The organism is Xanthobacter aminoxidans (assembly GCF_023571765.1).
GTDB classification, from domain to species: domain Bacteria; phylum Pseudomonadota; class Alphaproteobacteria; order Rhizobiales; family Xanthobacteraceae; genus Xanthobacter; species Xanthobacter aminoxidans.
This window is the reverse complement of record NZ_JAMJXC010000002.1, coordinates 426,650-443,495: the sequence shown is the minus strand read 5'-3', so window position 1 is coordinate 443,495 and position 16,846 is coordinate 426,650. Positions and strand designations below refer to the sequence as shown.

The 16,846-nt window shown below is 68.4% G+C and carries 11 protein-coding genes; 1 reads left to right on the top strand and 10 read right to left on the bottom strand.

All coding sequences use genetic code 11. The features are described 5' to 3' along the window. Positions 1-58: 58 nt before the first annotated feature. From EJ105_RS04810 to EJ105_RS04790, 5 genes are all read right to left on the bottom strand, one after another. Entirely contained in the window at positions 59-1,390 is a 1,332-nt protein-coding gene (locus EJ105_RS04810) for a putative bifunctional diguanylate cyclase/phosphodiesterase (protein ID WP_250165474.1), read from the bottom strand. Between the two features lie 202 nt (positions 1,391-1,592). Next, positions 1,593-4,301, bottom strand: a complete 2,709-nt coding sequence (locus EJ105_RS04805) for a bifunctional acetate--CoA ligase family protein/GNAT family N-acetyltransferase (protein WP_250165473.1) — start codon at positions 4,299-4,301, stop codon at positions 1,593-1,595. 96 nt (positions 4,302-4,397) lie between these two features. Then, entirely contained in the window at positions 4,398-4,787 is a 390-nt protein-coding gene (locus EJ105_RS04800; protein WP_024276568.1) for a response regulator transcription factor, read from the bottom strand. 132 nt (positions 4,788-4,919) lie between these two features. Next, complete coding sequence (gene fixJ / locus EJ105_RS04795) at positions 4,920-5,555, bottom strand: response regulator FixJ (RefSeq protein ID WP_250165472.1); 636 nt, start codon at positions 5,553-5,555, stop codon at positions 4,920-4,922. Further along, a complete protein-coding gene (locus EJ105_RS04790; RefSeq protein WP_250165563.1) occupies positions 5,548-6,993 on the bottom strand; it encodes a sensor histidine kinase in 1,446 nt (481 codons plus the stop codon). Before EJ105_RS04790 ends, fixJ begins: the two co-directional genes overlap by 8 nt. A gap of 183 nt (positions 6,994-7,176) precedes the next feature. Between EJ105_RS04790 and EJ105_RS04785 the strand changes: the two genes are divergently transcribed. Continuing rightward, positions 7,177-7,932: a helix-turn-helix domain-containing protein gene (locus EJ105_RS04785; RefSeq protein WP_024276571.1), complete on the top strand. Its 756-nt coding sequence runs from the start codon at positions 7,177-7,179 to the stop codon at positions 7,930-7,932. Between the two features lie 161 nt (positions 7,933-8,093). Here EJ105_RS04785 and hemN read toward each other — a convergent pair whose 3' ends face one another. The 5 genes from hemN to EJ105_RS04760 form a co-directional block, all read right to left on the bottom strand. Next, positions 8,094-9,488: an oxygen-independent coproporphyrinogen III oxidase gene (gene hemN / locus EJ105_RS04780; RefSeq protein WP_250165471.1), complete on the bottom strand. Its 1,395-nt coding sequence runs from the start codon at positions 9,486-9,488 to the stop codon at positions 8,094-8,096. Between the two features lie 86 nt (positions 9,489-9,574). Next, positions 9,575-13,159 (bottom strand): bacteriophage N4 adsorption protein A, encoded by a 3,585-nt coding sequence (locus EJ105_RS04775; RefSeq protein ID WP_250165470.1) that lies wholly within the window; start codon positions 13,157-13,159, stop codon positions 9,575-9,577. Between the two features lie 187 nt (positions 13,160-13,346). After that, positions 13,347-14,363 carry an alginate O-acetyltransferase AlgX-related protein gene (locus EJ105_RS04770; RefSeq protein ID WP_029556290.1) on the bottom strand — a complete coding sequence of 339 codons (1,017 nt, stop codon included), beginning with the start codon at positions 14,361-14,363 and terminating at the stop codon, positions 13,347-13,349. Continuing rightward, complete coding sequence (locus EJ105_RS04765; protein WP_250165469.1) at positions 14,360-15,442, bottom strand: alginate O-acetyltransferase AlgX-related protein; 1,083 nt, start codon at positions 15,440-15,442, stop codon at positions 14,360-14,362. The genes EJ105_RS04770 and EJ105_RS04765 overlap by 4 nt, the downstream gene beginning before the upstream one ends. Positions 15,443-15,452: 10 nt before the next feature. Further along, positions 15,453-16,838, bottom strand: coding sequence for an MBOAT family O-acyltransferase (locus EJ105_RS04760; protein WP_250165468.1), 1,386 nt, complete (start codon positions 16,836-16,838; stop codon positions 15,453-15,455). Between the last annotated feature and the right edge of the window lie 8 nt (positions 16,839-16,846).

Below are 16,846 nucleotides of genomic sequence, written 5' to 3'. Positions count from 1 at the left end.
ACGACGGGAGCCTAGCGCGGCAAAAGACGAGGCGGAAGGCGGGGTGAAAGGCGGCGGCTCAGCTCGCCAGCCGCCGCTCGGCGATATAGGCGCGCAGCGCTTCTTCCGTCATGGGACGGCCGAGATAGAAGCCCTGCACCTCGTCGCAGGAATCGGCCTTGAGGACGGCGAGCTGGCTTTCCGTCTCCACCCCTTCTGCCACCACCTGCATCCCGAGCGCCCGGCCGAGGCCGAGGATGGCCTGCACGATAGCGAGCGCGCCCTTGCTCTGGTCGAGGTCGCCGACGAAGCGGCGGTCAATCTTGAGCGCGTCGAACGGGAAGGTGCGGAGATAGCCGAGCGAGGAATAGCCGGTGCCGAAATCGTCCATGGACAGGCGGACGCCGAGCTTCTTCAGCCCTTCGAGGATATCGAGGGCCTTGTCGGTGTTCTCGATCAGCACGCTCTCGGTGATCTCCAGCTCCAGCCGGTGGGCCGGCAGGCTGGTGGCCCGGAGCGCGGATTCCACCGTGCCCACCAGTTCGCCATTGCGGAACTGGACCACGGAGACGTTCACCGAGACGTTCAGCTCGGGCAGGCGGGAGATGGTGTCGCAGGCCTTGCGCAGCACCCATTCGCCAAGCGGAATCACCAGCCCGCTTTTCTCGGCGATGGGCACGAACTCCTCCGGGGCGAGGCGGCCGAGCTGGGGGTGGTCCCAGCGGATCAGCGCCTCGACGCCGAGCAGCTCCAGCGTGCGCGCGTCGCAGCGCGGCTGGAACAGCAGGACGAATTCGTCCGAAACGATGGCGCGCCGCAGGTCGCCTTCCAGCGTGCGGCGCCCGGCCATCTCGTCGTTCATGTCGGCTGCGAAATAGCAGCAGGCGCCGGGGCCCTCGTCCTTCGCCCGGTTGAGGGCGAGTTCGGCGCAATGGATCAGGCTGTCGGGCTCGTGGGCATCGAGAGGCGCGAGGGCGATGCCCATGTCGGCCTGCGGATAGGCGACGGCCCCCGAGGGCAGCGCCACCGGCACGCTCAGCGCGGCCTGCAACCGGCGGTGGAGCCCGTCCACGGCCTTCGAATCGGCGAGGCCGGTGGCGACCAGAATGAACTCGTCGGCGCCGACGCGGGCGACGAGATCGTTGTCGCGCACGCAGCGGCGCAACCGTCGCGCGGTCTCCGCGAGGATCAGGTCACCGGAGGCGAGCCCGTACATCTCGTTGAGCTGGCGGAAATTGTCGATGTCGAGCGCAAACACGGCGAGCGTGCGCCGGCCTTCCTGCGGCGAGCTGAGCGCGCCGGCGAGGAACTCCATCATCAGAAGGCGGTTCGGCAGACTGGTTACGGGATCATGCAGCGCAAGATATTCCGATTGCCAGGGGCCTCGCGCTACTTCATTGGCATCGCTCACGATTCACTCTTGCCGGTCATGGCGACGGCGTTCCCGATCCCTGCCACCAAGGGGGTGGTCGGGCGGCCTCCGGCGCATCTTTTCCTCCCCCGAACCCTTCCAGCGCTCGTCGTCGCCGGTTGTCCGAGCTCGGAAACCAACGGCATCGTGGAGCCTCCCCCGAGCGGTGGCAATAGGGATATCGCCGTAACGTTCACGAGCGTCAAGCTTCCTCTGGTATCTGGGCACCAACATCGGACGGCACGTCAAGGTTGAGCACCACGCGCATCACCGAGGGGTCGTCACTGCCCGGCGTCGCCTTGAAGCCGAGATCCTCGGCGAGGCGCAGCATGGGGCCGTTCTCGCGCATCACGTCTCCGAACACCTGCCGCAGTCCTCTCTTCCTGGCGTGGGCGAGAATCTCGCTCATCAGCTGGAAGCCGAGGCCTTTGCCCTTGAAATCCGACCGAACCATGATCGCGTATTCGGCGGCGTCGTTGTCGGGGTCCGCGATGATGCGCACCACGCCGCAGATGTCCCCGTTGTCCTCCTGCGCCACGAAGGCCATCTCCCGGTCGTAGTCGATCTGCGACAGGCGGGCGGCCATCAGGTGCGGGAAGTCCTTCACCGAGCCGAGGAAGCGCATTCGCACGTCCTGCGGATCGGAGCGGTGCACCACGTCCACGAGGCCGGGCTCGTCCTCCGGCCGGATCGGCCGCAGCGCCACGGTTGAGCCGTCGGTCAGCTCCAGCGTCTTCGACAGGTCGGACGGGAAAGGCTTGATGGCGAAGCGGTCGGTGCCTTCCACCCGCGTCGGATGCACCACGATGCGGGCATCGAGGGCGAGGACGCCGTGCTCGTCGGCGAGCAGCGGATTGATGTCCAGCTCGGCGATCTGCGGCAGGTCGGCGAGCAGCTCGGCCACCTTCACCAGCGTGCCGGCCACCGCATTCATGTCGGCGGGCGGATGGTCGCGATAGCCGGCGAGCAGCTTCGCCACCCGCGTGCGCTCGATCATCTCGCGCGCGAGCACCCCGTTGAGCGGCGGCAGCGCCACCGCCCGGTCTCCGATGACCTCCACCGCCGTGCCGCCCTGGCCGAACAGCACCACCGGGCCGAAGGTCTTGTCGTAGCCGATGCCGGCGATCAGCTCCTGGGCATTGGGCCGGCGGATCATCGCCTGCACCGTGAAGCCCTCGATGCGCGCGCCGGGGCGCTTCTCCGCGACGGAGGTGATGATGGCCCGGCAGGCGTCTTCGACCGCTGTGGAGGAGCGCAGGTCGAGCCGCACGCCGCCCACGTCGGACTTGTGGGTGAGATCGTGGGACAGCACCTTCACCACCACCGGGAAGCCAATCGCCTCGGCAAGGCGCCCGGCCTCCTCGGGGTTCGTGGCGATGCGGGTGTCCACCACCGGGATGTCATAGGCGGCGAGCACCGCCTTCGCCTCCACCTCGGTCAGGGCCGAGCGGCCGGCGGCGAGAACCCCCTCCACCAGCCGGCGGGCGGCGGGGCGGTCGGGCTCGTCGAAGGAGCGCGCGGGCGGGGTTTCCATGAGAAGGGTCTGGTTGCGCTGGTAGGCCACCAGATGGCCGAAGGCGCGCACCGCCTCGTCCGGCGTGTCGTAGGTGGGAATGCGGCGGCCGGCGAAGCGGCGGCGGGCGTTGGCGGCGGCGCTCTCGCCGAGCCAGCAGGTGAGCACGGGCGCGCGCTGGCGCGCCTCCAGCACCGCCATCACCCCGTCGGCGGCGGCGCTGCTGTCGGAAAGGGCGTTGGGCGCGTGCAGCACCAGCACGGCGTCGGAACCCTTGTCGGCCAGAAGCGCCTTCAAGGCGGCGCCGTAGCGCGCGCCGTCCGCATCCGCCTGGATATCCACGGGATTGGAGCGCGACCACGTGCGGGGCAGCACCTTGTCGAGGGCTTCCACCGTCGCCGGCAGGAGGGTGCCGAGCCGGCCGGCACTGCCCTCCAGCGCATCCACCGCCACCACGCCGGCCCCGCCGCCATTGGTGAGGATGGCGAGCCGCTCGCCGGTGAGGCGGATGCCGGCGGAGAGCGTTGTCACCGCCTCGAACAGTTCGCGCATTTCGTGCACGCGCAGCATGCCGGCGCGGCGCAGCGCGGCGTCGAACACGAGATCGCTGCCGGCGAGCACGCCGGTGTGGGACAGGGCAGCCTGCGCTCCGGCCACGCTGCGTCCGGCCTTGATGACGATGACCGGCTTGGCGCGCGCCGCGATGCGCCCGGCCGACATGAACTTGCGCGCGTCGGCGATGCTCTCGACATAGAGCAGGATGGCGCGGGTGGTGTTGTCGAGGGCGAGATAGTCGAGCAAATCGCCGAAATCCACGTCCGCCTTCTCGCCCAGCGCCGCCACGTGGGAAAAGCCGAAGCCGCGGGCGTGGGCCCAGTCCAGCACCGCCGCGGTCATGGTGTCGGACTGGCTGACGAAGGCGACGTCGCCCTTGGCCGGCATCAGGTGGGCAATGCTGGCGTTGATGTGCGGGCGGGTGGAGATGAAGCCGAGACCGTTCGGCCCGATGATGCGCAGGAGGTGCGGACGCGCCGCATCCAGAAGCGCCTGACGCTGTTCCGCCCCCTCGAACTGCTCGCCCGGTCCGTAGCCGGCCGGAAGTACCACGGCGGCGCGGCAGCCCTTCTCGCCGAGTTGCGAGATCACGCGGGGCGCCTCGTCGGGCGGCGCTGCGACGACGGCGAGGTCCACCGGGATCGGCAGGTCCGCCACCGAGGCGTAGTTGAGCGAGGAGCGGATGGCCCGTTCCTTCGGATTGACGGAGAGGATGGGCCCCTCGAACCCAGCCTCGAACAGGTTGCGCGCGGCCAGCGCACCGACGGTGCCGGTGCGGTTGCTGGCGCCCACCAGGGCAATGGCACGGGGATGGAAGAGGGCGTCGAGATTGCGCGTGGTCATGGCGGCCTCGATGCTTCGGACCCCGCCTCAGGTTCGGCGCGGCGGTCCGTCGGTAACGCTAGGGAAAATGGGGCAAGTGGGAAAGGCGAAATCGTCTCAGCAGGGGCGGGAACGAACGAAGCTGTCGCGCACCGCCTCGGCCAGCTGATTGCCGAGGAGCGGCTTCTCGATGATCGCGACCCCCTGGTCGGTGGCGCGCCGGCGCACATGCAGGGCCGGGTTGCTGGTGATGAGGAAAGCCGGCAGATGGACGTGGCGCCGGTCGAGCTCCCGCAGCAGGTCGAGACCGTTGATCCCGGGGAGATTGTAGTCCACAATCATGCAACCGCCACAGGACAGGTCGGCCGCAAGCACGTCCTCCGAGCGCGCATAGGTCTGCACGTTGAAGCCGTCCACCTCGAGGGCGAATTTCAGTGAATTGCAGACCGCCGGGTCATCGTCGACGATATGGACGACGAACGCGGGCGGCTCTTCCAACGCCATCATCCCAACGATTCTCCCACGACCCGTTCGCGGGTCCGCGTGGTCGGTGCTCATAACCTACTTTGGGAGGGGGCTCCGGGGCCTTGCGTTAGATCAAGCGGGCTGAGGAGCGCAGTTCGATGCCGGAAGGGCGGTTCAGGTCGGGCGCGGCGCGATGCCGGCGAGCAGCGCCATGCGCACCAGCTCCGACAGGCTCTGCGCCTTCATCTTGGTCATCACGTTGGCCCGGTAGACCTCCACCGTGCGGGGGCTGATGCCGAGTTCATAGGCGATGGTCTTGTTGGCCTGTCCGGCAACCAGACACTCCAGCACCTGCCGCTCGCGCTGGGACAGGCCGCCGACGCGGTCCACCACCTGCTCGCGCAGGGCATCGTGCTGGCTGGTCTTCTGGCGGCGGTCGAGCGCCGACTTCACGGTGTCGAGAATGGCGACGTCGTCGAACGGCTTCTCCAGGAAATCGGCGGCGCCGAGCTTCATGGCCTCCACCGCCAGCGGCACGTCGCCATGGCCGGTCATGACGATGACCGGGACGCTGGACCCCTTGTCCTTCAGATGCTGGAGCAGATCGATGCCGGTCATGCCCGGCATCCGCACGTCAGTGATGATGCAGCTCGTGGCCGGGTCGGCGGCGGGCAGCCCCGCCTCCACGAACAGGCGGGCGGATGCGTGCTCGTGCACCACGTGGCCGGCGGTCGAGAGCAGGAAGGCGAGGGATTCGCGCACCGCATCGTCGTCGTCGATGACGTGGATCACCGCTGTCTCCTCAATCATGCACCGCCTCCGCATCGCCCACGGCGCGGAGGGTGAATCGGAATACGGCGCCGCCGCCGGGATTGGGCTCGGCCCAGATGCGGCCTCCGTGCGCCTCGATGATGGTGCGCGAGATGGAAAGCCCCACGCCCATGCCATGCCGCTTGGTGGTGACGAACGGCGTGAACAGCTGCGCGCCCATCTCCGCTGAGATGCCGTGCCCGGTATCCGAGACGCTGATCATCACCATGTCGTCCTCTACCGCCTCCGTCCTGACCAGAAGCTGGCGACGCGGTGTCTCCATCATCGCCTCCAGGGCGTTGCGCATCAAGTTCAGCAGCACCTGCTGGACCTGCACCTTGTCGGCGAGGACGAGGTCGCATTTCGGGTCGTAGAGGAAGCGCACCTGGATGCCGTGCTCCTTCGCCCCCACCAGGGCCAGGGCGCTGGCCTCCTCCACCAGCTTGGCGAGGCTCTCCACCCGCCGCTCGCTCTCGCCGCGGGAGACGAAATCCCGGAGGCGGCGGATGATCTGGCCGGCCCGCAGGGCCTGCTCGCCGGCCTTCTCGAGCGCGCCCTGCAACAGCTCGACCCGGACCGTGCCGGCATCCAGAAGACGGCGCGAGCCCTTGATGTAGTTGGCGATTGCGGACAATGGCTGATTGAGCTCGTGGGCCAGCGTCGAGGCCATCTCGCCCATGGCGGTGAGGCGGGAGATGTGGACCAGCTCGGCCTGAAGCTCCTGGAGGCGGGCCTCGGTCTGCTGCCGCTCGGTCAGGTCGCGGATGAAGCCGGTGAAGAAGCGCTCGGAGGTGGAGCGCATCTCGCCCACCGCCAGCTCCATGGGAAAGGTGGTGCCGTCCTTGCGCTCGCCCACCACCACGCGGCCGATACCGATGATCCTGCGCTCGCCTGTGGCAAGATAGCGCGCGATATAGCCATCGTGCCCCTCGCGATGGGGCGAGGGCATGAGCACAGAGACATTCAGCCCCACCGCCTCGGTCGCGGTGTAGCCGAACAGGCGCTCCGCCGCGGTGGAGAAGGAGCGCATGATGCCGCGCTCGTCGATCACCACCATTGCGTCGGGCACGGTATCGAGGATGGAGGAGAGGTGTGCCTCGCGGGCCAAAAGGTCGCGGTCGCGCGCGGCCGCATCGAGGCGGGTGCGGCGCAGGCGCTCGCCGAGCACCGCGATGCCGAGCCCCACCGCGAGGAACAGCGCCGGCGCGGCGAGATCGAGCCGCGCATCGATGCTGGAAAGGCCGCGCAGCGCGACGCCGCCGACAAAGGCGACGGCGACCGCCGCGCCGCCCGCCACGAGGCCGCGTCCGGACACCAGGATGATGACCGCGAGCTGCAGCAGCAGCGCTTCGCCGCTCAGCGGCTGAAGCCCGGCGAGACGGCAAAGCAGAAGGGCGACGAGTGCCGCGGCAGAGCCGCGCGCAGCATCGCCGAGCATCTGCTTGTTCCCGTGCGCCACCGGCCCCTCCGCCGCCACCAATGCCATGCCAACCGCCACTTTATGCGACGTCCCGCCGCTACGTAATAGTACCTAAGGGGACCGACTTAAGTGTTCGATCCGAATTTTTCCCGTGCGTTCCGCCGGTTATCCCTTTCTCAACTCCGATGGAAGGGTCAACCGATGCCGAGCCCCGCAGCAGCGATCGCCCACAAGACCTACGCCCAGCCCCGGGCTTACGACAGCAAGTCTTTCGCCGAGCCCCTGTCTTCTGCACGGCCCGCCCATCGCTGGACCGAGGAGGCTGACACGCGAACCCCCACTGAAGTGGTCGCGCGCCTCGGAGTGGTTGCGAGCTATGCCCGCAACGCCGAAATCTTCGGCGAGGATCAGCCGGCCGAAAATCTCTACATCGTTCTGTCCGGCGCCGTGCGCATCTGCAAGCTGCTCGGCGACGGCCGGCGCCAGATCGAGACCTTCTGTCTCCCCGGCGACGTGTTCGGCTGGGAGATGACCGGCCGCCATCGCTTCTCCGCCGAGGCGGTGAGCGAATGCAAGATCGTGCGGGTGAAGCGCTCGATCCTGTTCTCCCGCGCTTCCGACGACGCGGAACTTGCCCATGCCCTGTGGGCGCTGACCGCGGCCGAGCTTGGCCGCGCCCAGGATCACCTTCTCGTCCTCGGCCGCAAGACCGCTCAGGAGCGGGTCGCCACCTTCCTGCTCGACATGGCCGAACGCGCCGGCGCGGGCCAGGGGCCGAACGGGATCGAGGTGACGCTGCCCATGTCGCGGCAGGACATCGCAGACTTCCTCGGCCTCACCATCGAGACGGTGTCGCGCACCCTGACCCATCTCGAAGAGATTTCCGCCATCGCCCTGCCGTCCTCGCGCCGTGTGCTGCTGCGTGACGGCGCGACGCTGAAGCGCCTGAACTCCTGAAGTTCTTCCCCCGGCACGCTGCGCTCTCTCCGATTAGCAGCGTTCCCCCTTAGGCCCGCTCCGGCCCCTGGCCTCGGCGGGCCTTTTCTTTTGTGCCCGTGCGTTTCGGTGTGTTGGCCTTTGGTGCGCCCGGCCGAGCTGGCTCGGCCGGGAAGCTCAGCTTAGACGGCGGCGGCGTGCCGCTTCTTTTCCGGCGCCGCCGCCCGGCTCGCCACCAGGCGCGCGTCGAACACGGCGCACACCACCCGGGTGAACGGGCGCGCCGCCTCCGGCACTTCCACCACGGCGCCGCGCTGCACCGCCAGCCCGTCGGTGATCAGGGGCTTCAGCGCCTCGATCTCGTCCGCGAACGTCTCCGGCGGGAAGCCGAAGCTCCTGCAGGCGTCGTCGAGATCGACCGCGAGGTCGCACATGAGGCGCTCGATGACATGGCGCCGCAGCCGGTCCTCGTCGCTCACCGCGATGCCGCGGGCGATGGGCAGCGCGCCGGCCTCCACCCCCTTGTGCCACTGGGGCGTGGCGGCGAGATTCTGCACGTAGCCCTGGGGCAGGGCGCCGATGGCCGACGCGCCGAAGCCGATCAGCACCGGCGCGTCGTCCGTGGTGTAGCCCTGGAAGTTGCGCTTGAGCGAGCCGTCTGCCGCGCGCTGGGCCATGGGGTCGTTCGCCTTGGCGAAATGGTCCAGCCCCACCGCCCGATAGCCGTGGCCCGCGAGGATGTCGGCCACCAGCTCCGCCTGTGCGAGGCGCTCGGCGGGGCCGGGCAAGGCGTGCTCAGGGATCAGCGCCTGATGCTTCTTCATCCACGGCACATGGGCGTAGCCGAACACGGCGATGCGGTCGGCGTCGAGCGCCAGTGCCGCTTCCACCGTGCGCCGCACGGACGCCTGATCCTGATGCGGCAGGCCGTACATGAGATCGAGGTTCAGCGCGCAGATGCCCGCCGCCCGGAGCGCGTCGGCGACCGCCCGCGTCTCCTCCAGCGACTGGTGGCGGCCGATGGCCTCCTGCACCTTCGGGTCGAAATCCTGCACGCCGAGGCTGGCCCGGTTGAAGCCCTCGCGGGAGAGCACCGCCACCTTGTCGGCATCCATCACCCGCGGGTCGATCTCGATGGCGATCTCGGCATCGTCGGCGAAGGCGAAGACATCGCGCAGCGCCAGCATGATCGCGGCGAAGTCCTCATCCGCCAGCATGGTGGGCGTGCCGCCGCCGAAATGGAGGTGGCTCAGCTTCATCCGTCCCGGCAGGTGGCGGGCGACAAGGCCGATCTCGTCCACGAGCCGGTCGGCATAGGCCTTCACCGGCGTGCGGCTGCGCGCCACCGCGGTCTGGCAGCCGCAATAGAGGCAAAGCTCGGCGCAGAACGGAACGTGGATGTAGACCGAGACCGTGCCGTCCGGCCGCAGCTCCTTGAGCCAGCGGGCATAGGTCGCGGCATCGACCTCCGGGGAGAAGTGCGGCGCGGTGGGGTAGCTGGTGTAGCGCGGCACCGGCTGCCCGTAGCGGGCGAGAAGGGTGTTCGTATCGGGGCAGGTGATATCGGGGCAGGTCATGCCGGCGACCATGCCGCCGGCTGCCGGCCTGCGCCTTGATGTGGCGCAAGCCCTTGTTCCCTCAGGCGCTTGTTCTGTCTCTCCGCTCAGTAGGAGAGGAAGGCGCCGGCGAAGATGCCCTGGGCCCGGTCGTCGCCCGCAAGCTTCCAGCGATACTGGAGCGTGAAGTCGAGGTAGGAGCGCGGAGCGGTGTATTCGTCCTCGTTGAACCAGTAGCGGGCGGTGATGCCCGGACCGATGCCCATGGCGAACGGCGTCGCATAGGCGGTGTCGTAGCCGCCGCCGATGGCGAGGTAGGGCCACAGCACCAGATGGTCGGAGATGGCGTCCATCCGGAAGGCCTGGCCGTAGCGCCCTTCGAAGGTGGCCACCGTCTCCGGCAGGCTCACGAAGTAATTGTAGTCCGCATAGATCTGCCAGGCCCGCCAATTGTCCACGTCGACCCGAAGATCGGTGCCCTCAGCCTTGGAATAGGCGGCGCGGAGCAGCAGATCGTTGCGGGAATACTGGCCGACCGGGAAGAGATAGGAGATTTCAAACACCAGGTTCTCGGTCGAGAACGGCTTCCAGCGTGCACCGACGGAGCCCTGGATGGTGTCGAAGCCGGTGGCCCCCCCATTGTCCGCATAGACCGTGCCGAAGCCACGCACGAACAGCTCGAAGATCGAGCCGTCGCGATAGCCGATCCCCGGCGGGCGCCAGTAGATTTCGCCGCCGGCACCCACCGTGTGGTTGGAGCCGTTCGAGGTCTGCGGAACGAGAAAGGAACCGGGCGCCACGCCCACCGGGCCGTAGCTCACCGAAGCGTAGGCGCCCCAGGTGCGCGTCAGCTCGGCCACCTCGCGCCTCAGGCCGAAGAGATATTGCGGGTCCAGCTGAAGCTTGCCTTCGCGCGCCTCGTCGATGGCCGACTTGAAGTAATCGACCGCCTCCGCATTGTGATAGGTGCGGCGGGCATTGTAGGCGGCATTGATGAGGTTGGTGCCGCGCAGCCGCCAGCGGCTGTTCGCCTCGGAGAAATATTCGTAGGCAAGCTCGTCCTCGCCCGCCTGGCTCGCCAGCACCGCGAGGTCCACCGCCTTCAGGCCGCGCAGGGCACCGCTGTTGTAGGCGTTCTGGAACAGCGCGCGCGCCTCGTCCTTGCGGCCGAGCTGGGACAGCACGCCGATGCGGGCGGAGAGCATCGCCATCCGTTCCTGCGGGGTGCGCGCCCGGGCCGCGGCCCGGGTGAAGGCCGCGAGCGCCCCTTCCTTGTCGTCGAGTGCGAGGGAGGCGAAGCCGATGCGCGCCTGGACTTCGTAGCTGTCCTCGTTGGCGTAGGGCTCAAGCGCCCAGATCGCGATTTCCGGCTGCTTGGCGGACAGCGCCGCGTCGGCGAGGCCGAGGCGCACGATGCGCACCTGGGCCGGCGGCAGATTGGGGGAGCCCAGCGCCGCCTTGTAGTCGGCGACGGCACCGGAGAAGTCCTTGGCCTGCATGCGCAGGTTGGCCCGCTGCACCAGCAGGGTGGCATCGCGCGGGCTTGTCGCGAGCAGCCGGCTCGCCACCGCCTCGGCCTCGCCGTAGCGGCCGGCCGACGACAGGGCGTTGAGGAGCAGGGTCTGGTAATTGCGGTTGCCGGGCTCGGCATTCACCGCGCGGCGCGCCTCGGCGATGGCGGTCGCATAGTCCTTGCGGCCGAACGCGGCATAGGCGGCACTGGCGGCGGCATAGCCGGGGGAGCCCGGATTGAGGCCGGCGACGCCCGGCGCCTGCATCTGCGGATTGGCGAACACCGAGCAGATGACGCCGTAGCTGGTCGGCTGGCACAGCACGGCGGGCTGCTGGAGGGACGGCTTGGTCGCGTTCGGCGCCTTCACCTGCGCCTCCGCCTGCTTGCGCAGGACGCCGACCTCCTTGTTCTTGTCGGCGTCGAGGGCTTCGAGCGCCTTCAGCGCCTCCTCGGGCTTGCCGGCCGCCATGGCGGCGTTCGCGGCGATGAGCCGGTAGTTCAGCTCCTCGAGGTCGGTCAGCAGGTTGCTGTTGAGCACGGTGTCGAATTCGCGCGCCGCCTCGTCGCGCTGGCCGGTCTTCTGCAGCAGCCACGCGCGCAGGATGTGGGGCAGTGGCTCGTTCGGATTGTCCGCGACGGCGCCCGAGGCCGCCGTCTCCGCGTCCTTGAACTGGCCGGCGGCCATCAGCGCATCGATGAGGACGATGCGGAAGATGAGCGCGTCCGGCGCCCGCTCCACCGCCTGCCGCGCCGAGGTGACGGCGGTCGAGGCCTTGCCGCGGCCGATGTCCTTGATGGCCTGCACGGCCATCGGCTCGGCGAGGCGCTTGTCGTTGGCCGCGCGCAGGGCGATCAGGGAGGGGTCGTTGTCGCCCTGGCTGATGGCGTCGCGGATGGCGACGTCCAGCTCCTTGTACTTCTTGGAGCGATCGAGCGAATCGATCAGCAGGCGCCGCCACTGGGCATTGCCCGGATTTTCCTTCAGCGCTTCCCGGATCCGCGCCTCGGAGAGGTTGTCATTACCCTCGCGATAGGCGCCGAAGGCTTCGAGCGCGGCATCGTAGCCGGGGGTGTCGCTGACCCCGCCCCCGGGCGGCGTGGTCGCCGGGATGAGGCTGCAGGACGGGCCATAGGGCGTGTCGGTGCACTTCTGGAACGGCACCGGCAGCGTCTGGGTGGCGTTGGCGGGAACGATCTTCGGATTGCGCTCCTGCGCGCGGGCGACACGCAGGCGCGCCTGCACCGCCGCATCGGGCTCCACCGGTTCCAGAAGCTTGATCGCCCGCTGGGGGTGGCCGGCGGCGATGGCGGCATCCGCCATCACGAGGCGCGCATCGTGGGCGGTGGGCCCGGTGAGCACCTCGTCCTTCAATGCCGTGTCGAAATCCTGTTCCGCCTCCGCCACCTTGCCGAGGCGCAGCCGGACATAGCCGCGCAGCGTGCGCGGCAGGAAAGACTGCGGATCCACCTGGATGGCTTCGCTCGCCGCCTTGTCGGCCGCCTCCAGCTGGCCATCGGCGAGCAGCGTGTAGACGAGCAGCACGCGATAGCTGAGGTCGTCGGGCACCAGCGCGACGGCCTTGCGGGCCTGCTCGATGGCGGCCTTCGGATTGGATGCCTCCAGCGCCTTGTTCGCGGCGACAGAGGGCTCCTGCGCCAGCACGCGGCTCTGCGCGCGAACCCGGGCCGTGAGCGCCTGGTCGGTGATGCCGGCGGCGATGGCCGCGTTGCCGGCGACGACCGCTTCGGCGGTCTTGCCCTGGGCATCCAGCGCATCCATCAGCAGCAGCCAGAGCCGCGGCACGTCGGGGCGCAGCTTGAGCGCCTCGCGGGCATTGGTCACAACGTCCGCATATCTCTTCTCGCGTTGGGCCGCATAGGCGCGATCCGCTGCCGCCCACGCCGCTCCGGTCAGTTCCGGCGGCTGCGGCGCCGGAGTGGCTTGCCGGGTCTGCGGCGCCTGCTGAGCCTGCGGCACTGGCTGGGCCTGCGGCGCTTGCTGGGTCTGCGGTGCTTGCGACGGCTGGGGCGACTGCGCCCATGCCGGTCCCGCCGCGAGCGTCAGCGCCGCGATCGATGTCGCCAGCACGTGGCCGAGAGCGATGTCGCGCAGGAGCCTCTTCCGATCCCGGTCGAGGGTGAGCGCAGGGGAGGTGCGGAAGTGAATGGCGGTGGTCATGGGGCCACCTTGGCATCGATTACTTAAATGGCAGTTAACCTTAACAGGCAGGGTTAATAATCAGATGCCGTAAAGGGATCATTTACTTTGATGGCGCGTTTGTTGCCAAAGCGTAAACGAAAACGGCGCGCGAGGAGGCGTTCCTCGCGCGCCGTTAACACTTCGGCAGGAGACCTTAACGAAATCTCTATCGGCGAACCGCTGCCAGCATCCGGTCGCGCCAGGTCTGGGGCGGCATGATGGAGGGCACGTCCCACTGGTCCGTCGCCTGCGGGCCGCTGTGGAACGGTCCCTCGTTGAACTGCCAGAGCAGCACCTGCGGCGGGCTCTTCGCGAAGTCGGGCGAGGTCACGTATTGCAGGAAGGTCGCCCACGGGCCGACATTGCCCGGGTTCCAGGTGAGTGACACCGGCCGGTCGAGGGCGTTCGACAGCTTCTGCGGGAAGCCGAGATAGGGCTGGACGAAACTGTTGCCGATGATGTGCACCGGCGCGGGAGCCGAATCCACTAGCGAGGTCTTGGCCGGCGCCGGCGTGCGCACAGTGTAGAGGTCCGGCCCGATCTGCTTCTGCTGGTCCGGTGTGAGGAAACGCTGGGCAAGGTCACCGAGATGGCGCTGCGTGACCCATTCGCCAAGCTTGTCGCCGGGCGGGCTGCCGGCGAGCTTGCCGACCTTCGCCTTGATGGCCTGCGCCACCGCATCCGCCGCCGCCTCGGAGGCCCAGGAGGTCCAGTGGTAATCGGCGCGGTAGAAGCTGGTCTGCTTGCCCGTCTGTACCGACTTCAAGGCCGGGCGCAGGTCCACGGTGTCGATGCCGGCCTTCCTCAGCTGGTCGATGATGAAGTCGTACTGGCCGGCGACGTCGGCGGAAACCGTCGTCCCGTCCGGCAGCTTTTCCTTGTAGAAGGGCGCCTTCATGGGCACGACCATGACCATCAGCGTCACGTTGCGCGTCGCAAGCGCCGCCTTTGCCTCCTGCAGCAGCGCGACGTTGGCGGTGATGCCGGCGCGGTTGAGGACGGTGATGCTCTCCCAGCCGGGAAACAACCAGCCGTCCTTGCCCGAGATGATGCCGCTGTTCTGCGCCGCCGCCGGGGTGGGCAGGCCGGCAATGCCCGCCGCCAGCAGGCCGCCCGCCAGCATGGTTCCAGCCAGGAAGCGGCGGCGGGTGAATGCGCGTCCAGCACCGGCGACCTTCGTCATTTCGCATCTCCCAGAAAGCGGCGCTCGACATCCGTCAGCGGCCGGGTGAGCGCCCGCATGGGGAATTCCCACACCACGAGGCGCGTTTCAGTCAAAATCTGCGGCTCGTCCATCAGAAGTTGGAGAAGCTGGCCGGCAAAGCCGGAGCCGTCGCGGCTCTTCTGTGCCGCCTCATAGCCTGAGGCGGTCTGGAGAAAGTCGAGGAAGCCGGAATTGCGCGAGAAGGATGAGCCGGCGAGCACCACCTGCGGTCCCGGTACGTCATCCAGCAGCCCACCGGTGCGGGTGATGGAGGCGGACACCTCCGGCTCGTGGTCTGGCTCGGGGCCGGACCAGCGCCAGGTGCGCTCAAGCCCAGCGAGACGCATGAGGTCGCCCATGCGCGGCTGGGGCGGGCTCTCCGAAAGGGTGATCTTCTGCGTGCCCGCACCGATGCGCTTGCGCACCGCCTCTGCCACCCGCCCGGCGGCGAGCTTCGCGCCGGCGACGTTCCAATGGGTGTCGGTGCGCAGGAAACCGTCTGCGCCGGGGAAGCCGGGCGCGATCTCCACTTGATCGAGCCCGAGCGCACGGCTCTGCGCCCACCATGCATCAAACCGCCAGCGCGCCTCGCCGGAGACCGAGGCGCCGCACAGATGATCGGCCGCCAGAAGCGCCTTGTCCGGAACGGGGAGCACCACGAGGGCGACGTTTCGCGCCGCGAACTGGTCGCGGATCTTCGCCGCGATCTTCAGCCGGGTTTCGAAATTGGCCCGCGCCTGCGGCGTCTCGATCATTTCCTCGCGGTAGAACAGCCAGCCGGGGCAGCCGGCGCGCACAAGATCACCGGCATCTCCCAGCACCTTGTAGCCGAGGCCGGAGACCACATCCTCAAGCCCCGTCAGCTTGGGCAGTGCCGCGGTGATCTGCTTGTCGAGCACCGCGGTGAAGCGGCCGGTCAGGACGTTTTCGGGGGTGGCCGCCGCCGCGAGCGCCGTGCGCGCCTCCTCGCCTTTCAGGTGCACGGCGACGAAGCCGAGGCCGGTCAGCATCAGCGCCAGGAAGGCGAGGGTTGCGAGGGCGCGGGCGAGATGCGGCATCGTCCCCCCCTCAGAACTGGAAATAGAGGAAGGGCACCACCATCCGCCCCTGCAGCACCAGCACGGCGAACAGGAACAAAGGCAGAGCCGTCCAGGCGCGCAGCCAATGGCCGGGATTGGGCGCGGAGGGATCGATGCGCATGAGCTTCGGCAAATAGACGAGGCCGATGCCAAGCACGACCGTCGCGATCTCCACCGGCCGAATGGCCGCGCCCATGGCCGGGCTCAGCGGGATGCCGTTGGTACCGGCGAGGCCGGAAAAGATCACCCCCGCCTCGACCCAGCTCTGCGCGCGGAACAGCGCCCAGCCGACCATGACGAAGGCGAGCGTGAGGACGTGCCCCGCAAGCGCCCCCGTTCCCGGCAGGCCGAGATTCTTCCACACCCGTCCGACCATGAGCCCGAACCCATGCCAGAGGCCCCAGACGAGGAAAGTCCAGCTCGCCCCGTGCCAGAGGCCGCCGAGACCCATGGTGATGAGGAGGTTGGTGGACACGCGGCCCGTGGACCCGCGATTGCCGCCCAGGGGAATGTAGAGATAGTCCCGCAGCCAGCTCGACAGGGAGATGTGCCAGCGCCGCCAGAATTCGGCCAGCGAGGTGGAGAGATACGGGTTGTCGAAATTCTCCGGGAATTTCAGCCCCACCATCAGGCCGAGGCCGATGGCCATGGCGCTGTAGCCGGAGAAGTCGAAATAGAGCTGGAGCGTGTAGCCGGTGACGGAGAGCAGCACATCCGCCGTGGTGGGATGGGCGATGGCGTAGCCGGCATCCACCATGGGCGCGAGCGTATCGGCGATCAGCACCTTCTGGGCGAAGCCGAGCATGAAGCGCTCGACGCCGAACATGAATTCGGCGCGGTGGAAGGTGCGCTCCTTCAGGCGCTGCGCCACCCATTCATAGCGCACCACCGGGCCCGCCACGAGGTGGCCGAACATGGACTGGTAGGTGGCATAGTTCACGAACGAGGGCTCGGCCTTCACCGTGCCGCGGAACACGTCGGTGGAATAGGAGATGGCGCCGAACACGAAGAAGGACAGGCCGATGGGCAGCAGCACGTCCGGCCAGCCCCAGACCGAGGCGGTGAGCACCTCGGTCGAATGCACCAGCATGTTGGCGTATTTGAACCAGATCAGCGACGCGAGCGGCCAGACGATGCCGATGAACAACGCCCAACCCCGCGCCCGCCCTTCGGCACGGGAAATCCACAGGCCCGTCGCCCACGACCAGATGGCGATGGAGACGATGAGCGGCAGGAAGTCCGCCCGCCACCATGCGTAGAACAGCCAGGAAAAGGCGAGGATGGCGACATTGCGCGCCATGCCCGGCGTCAGCGCATAGACGATGAGGAAGACCGGGAGGAACAGGAAGAGGAAGCTGTCGGAAGCGAAAACCATGGGGCCGG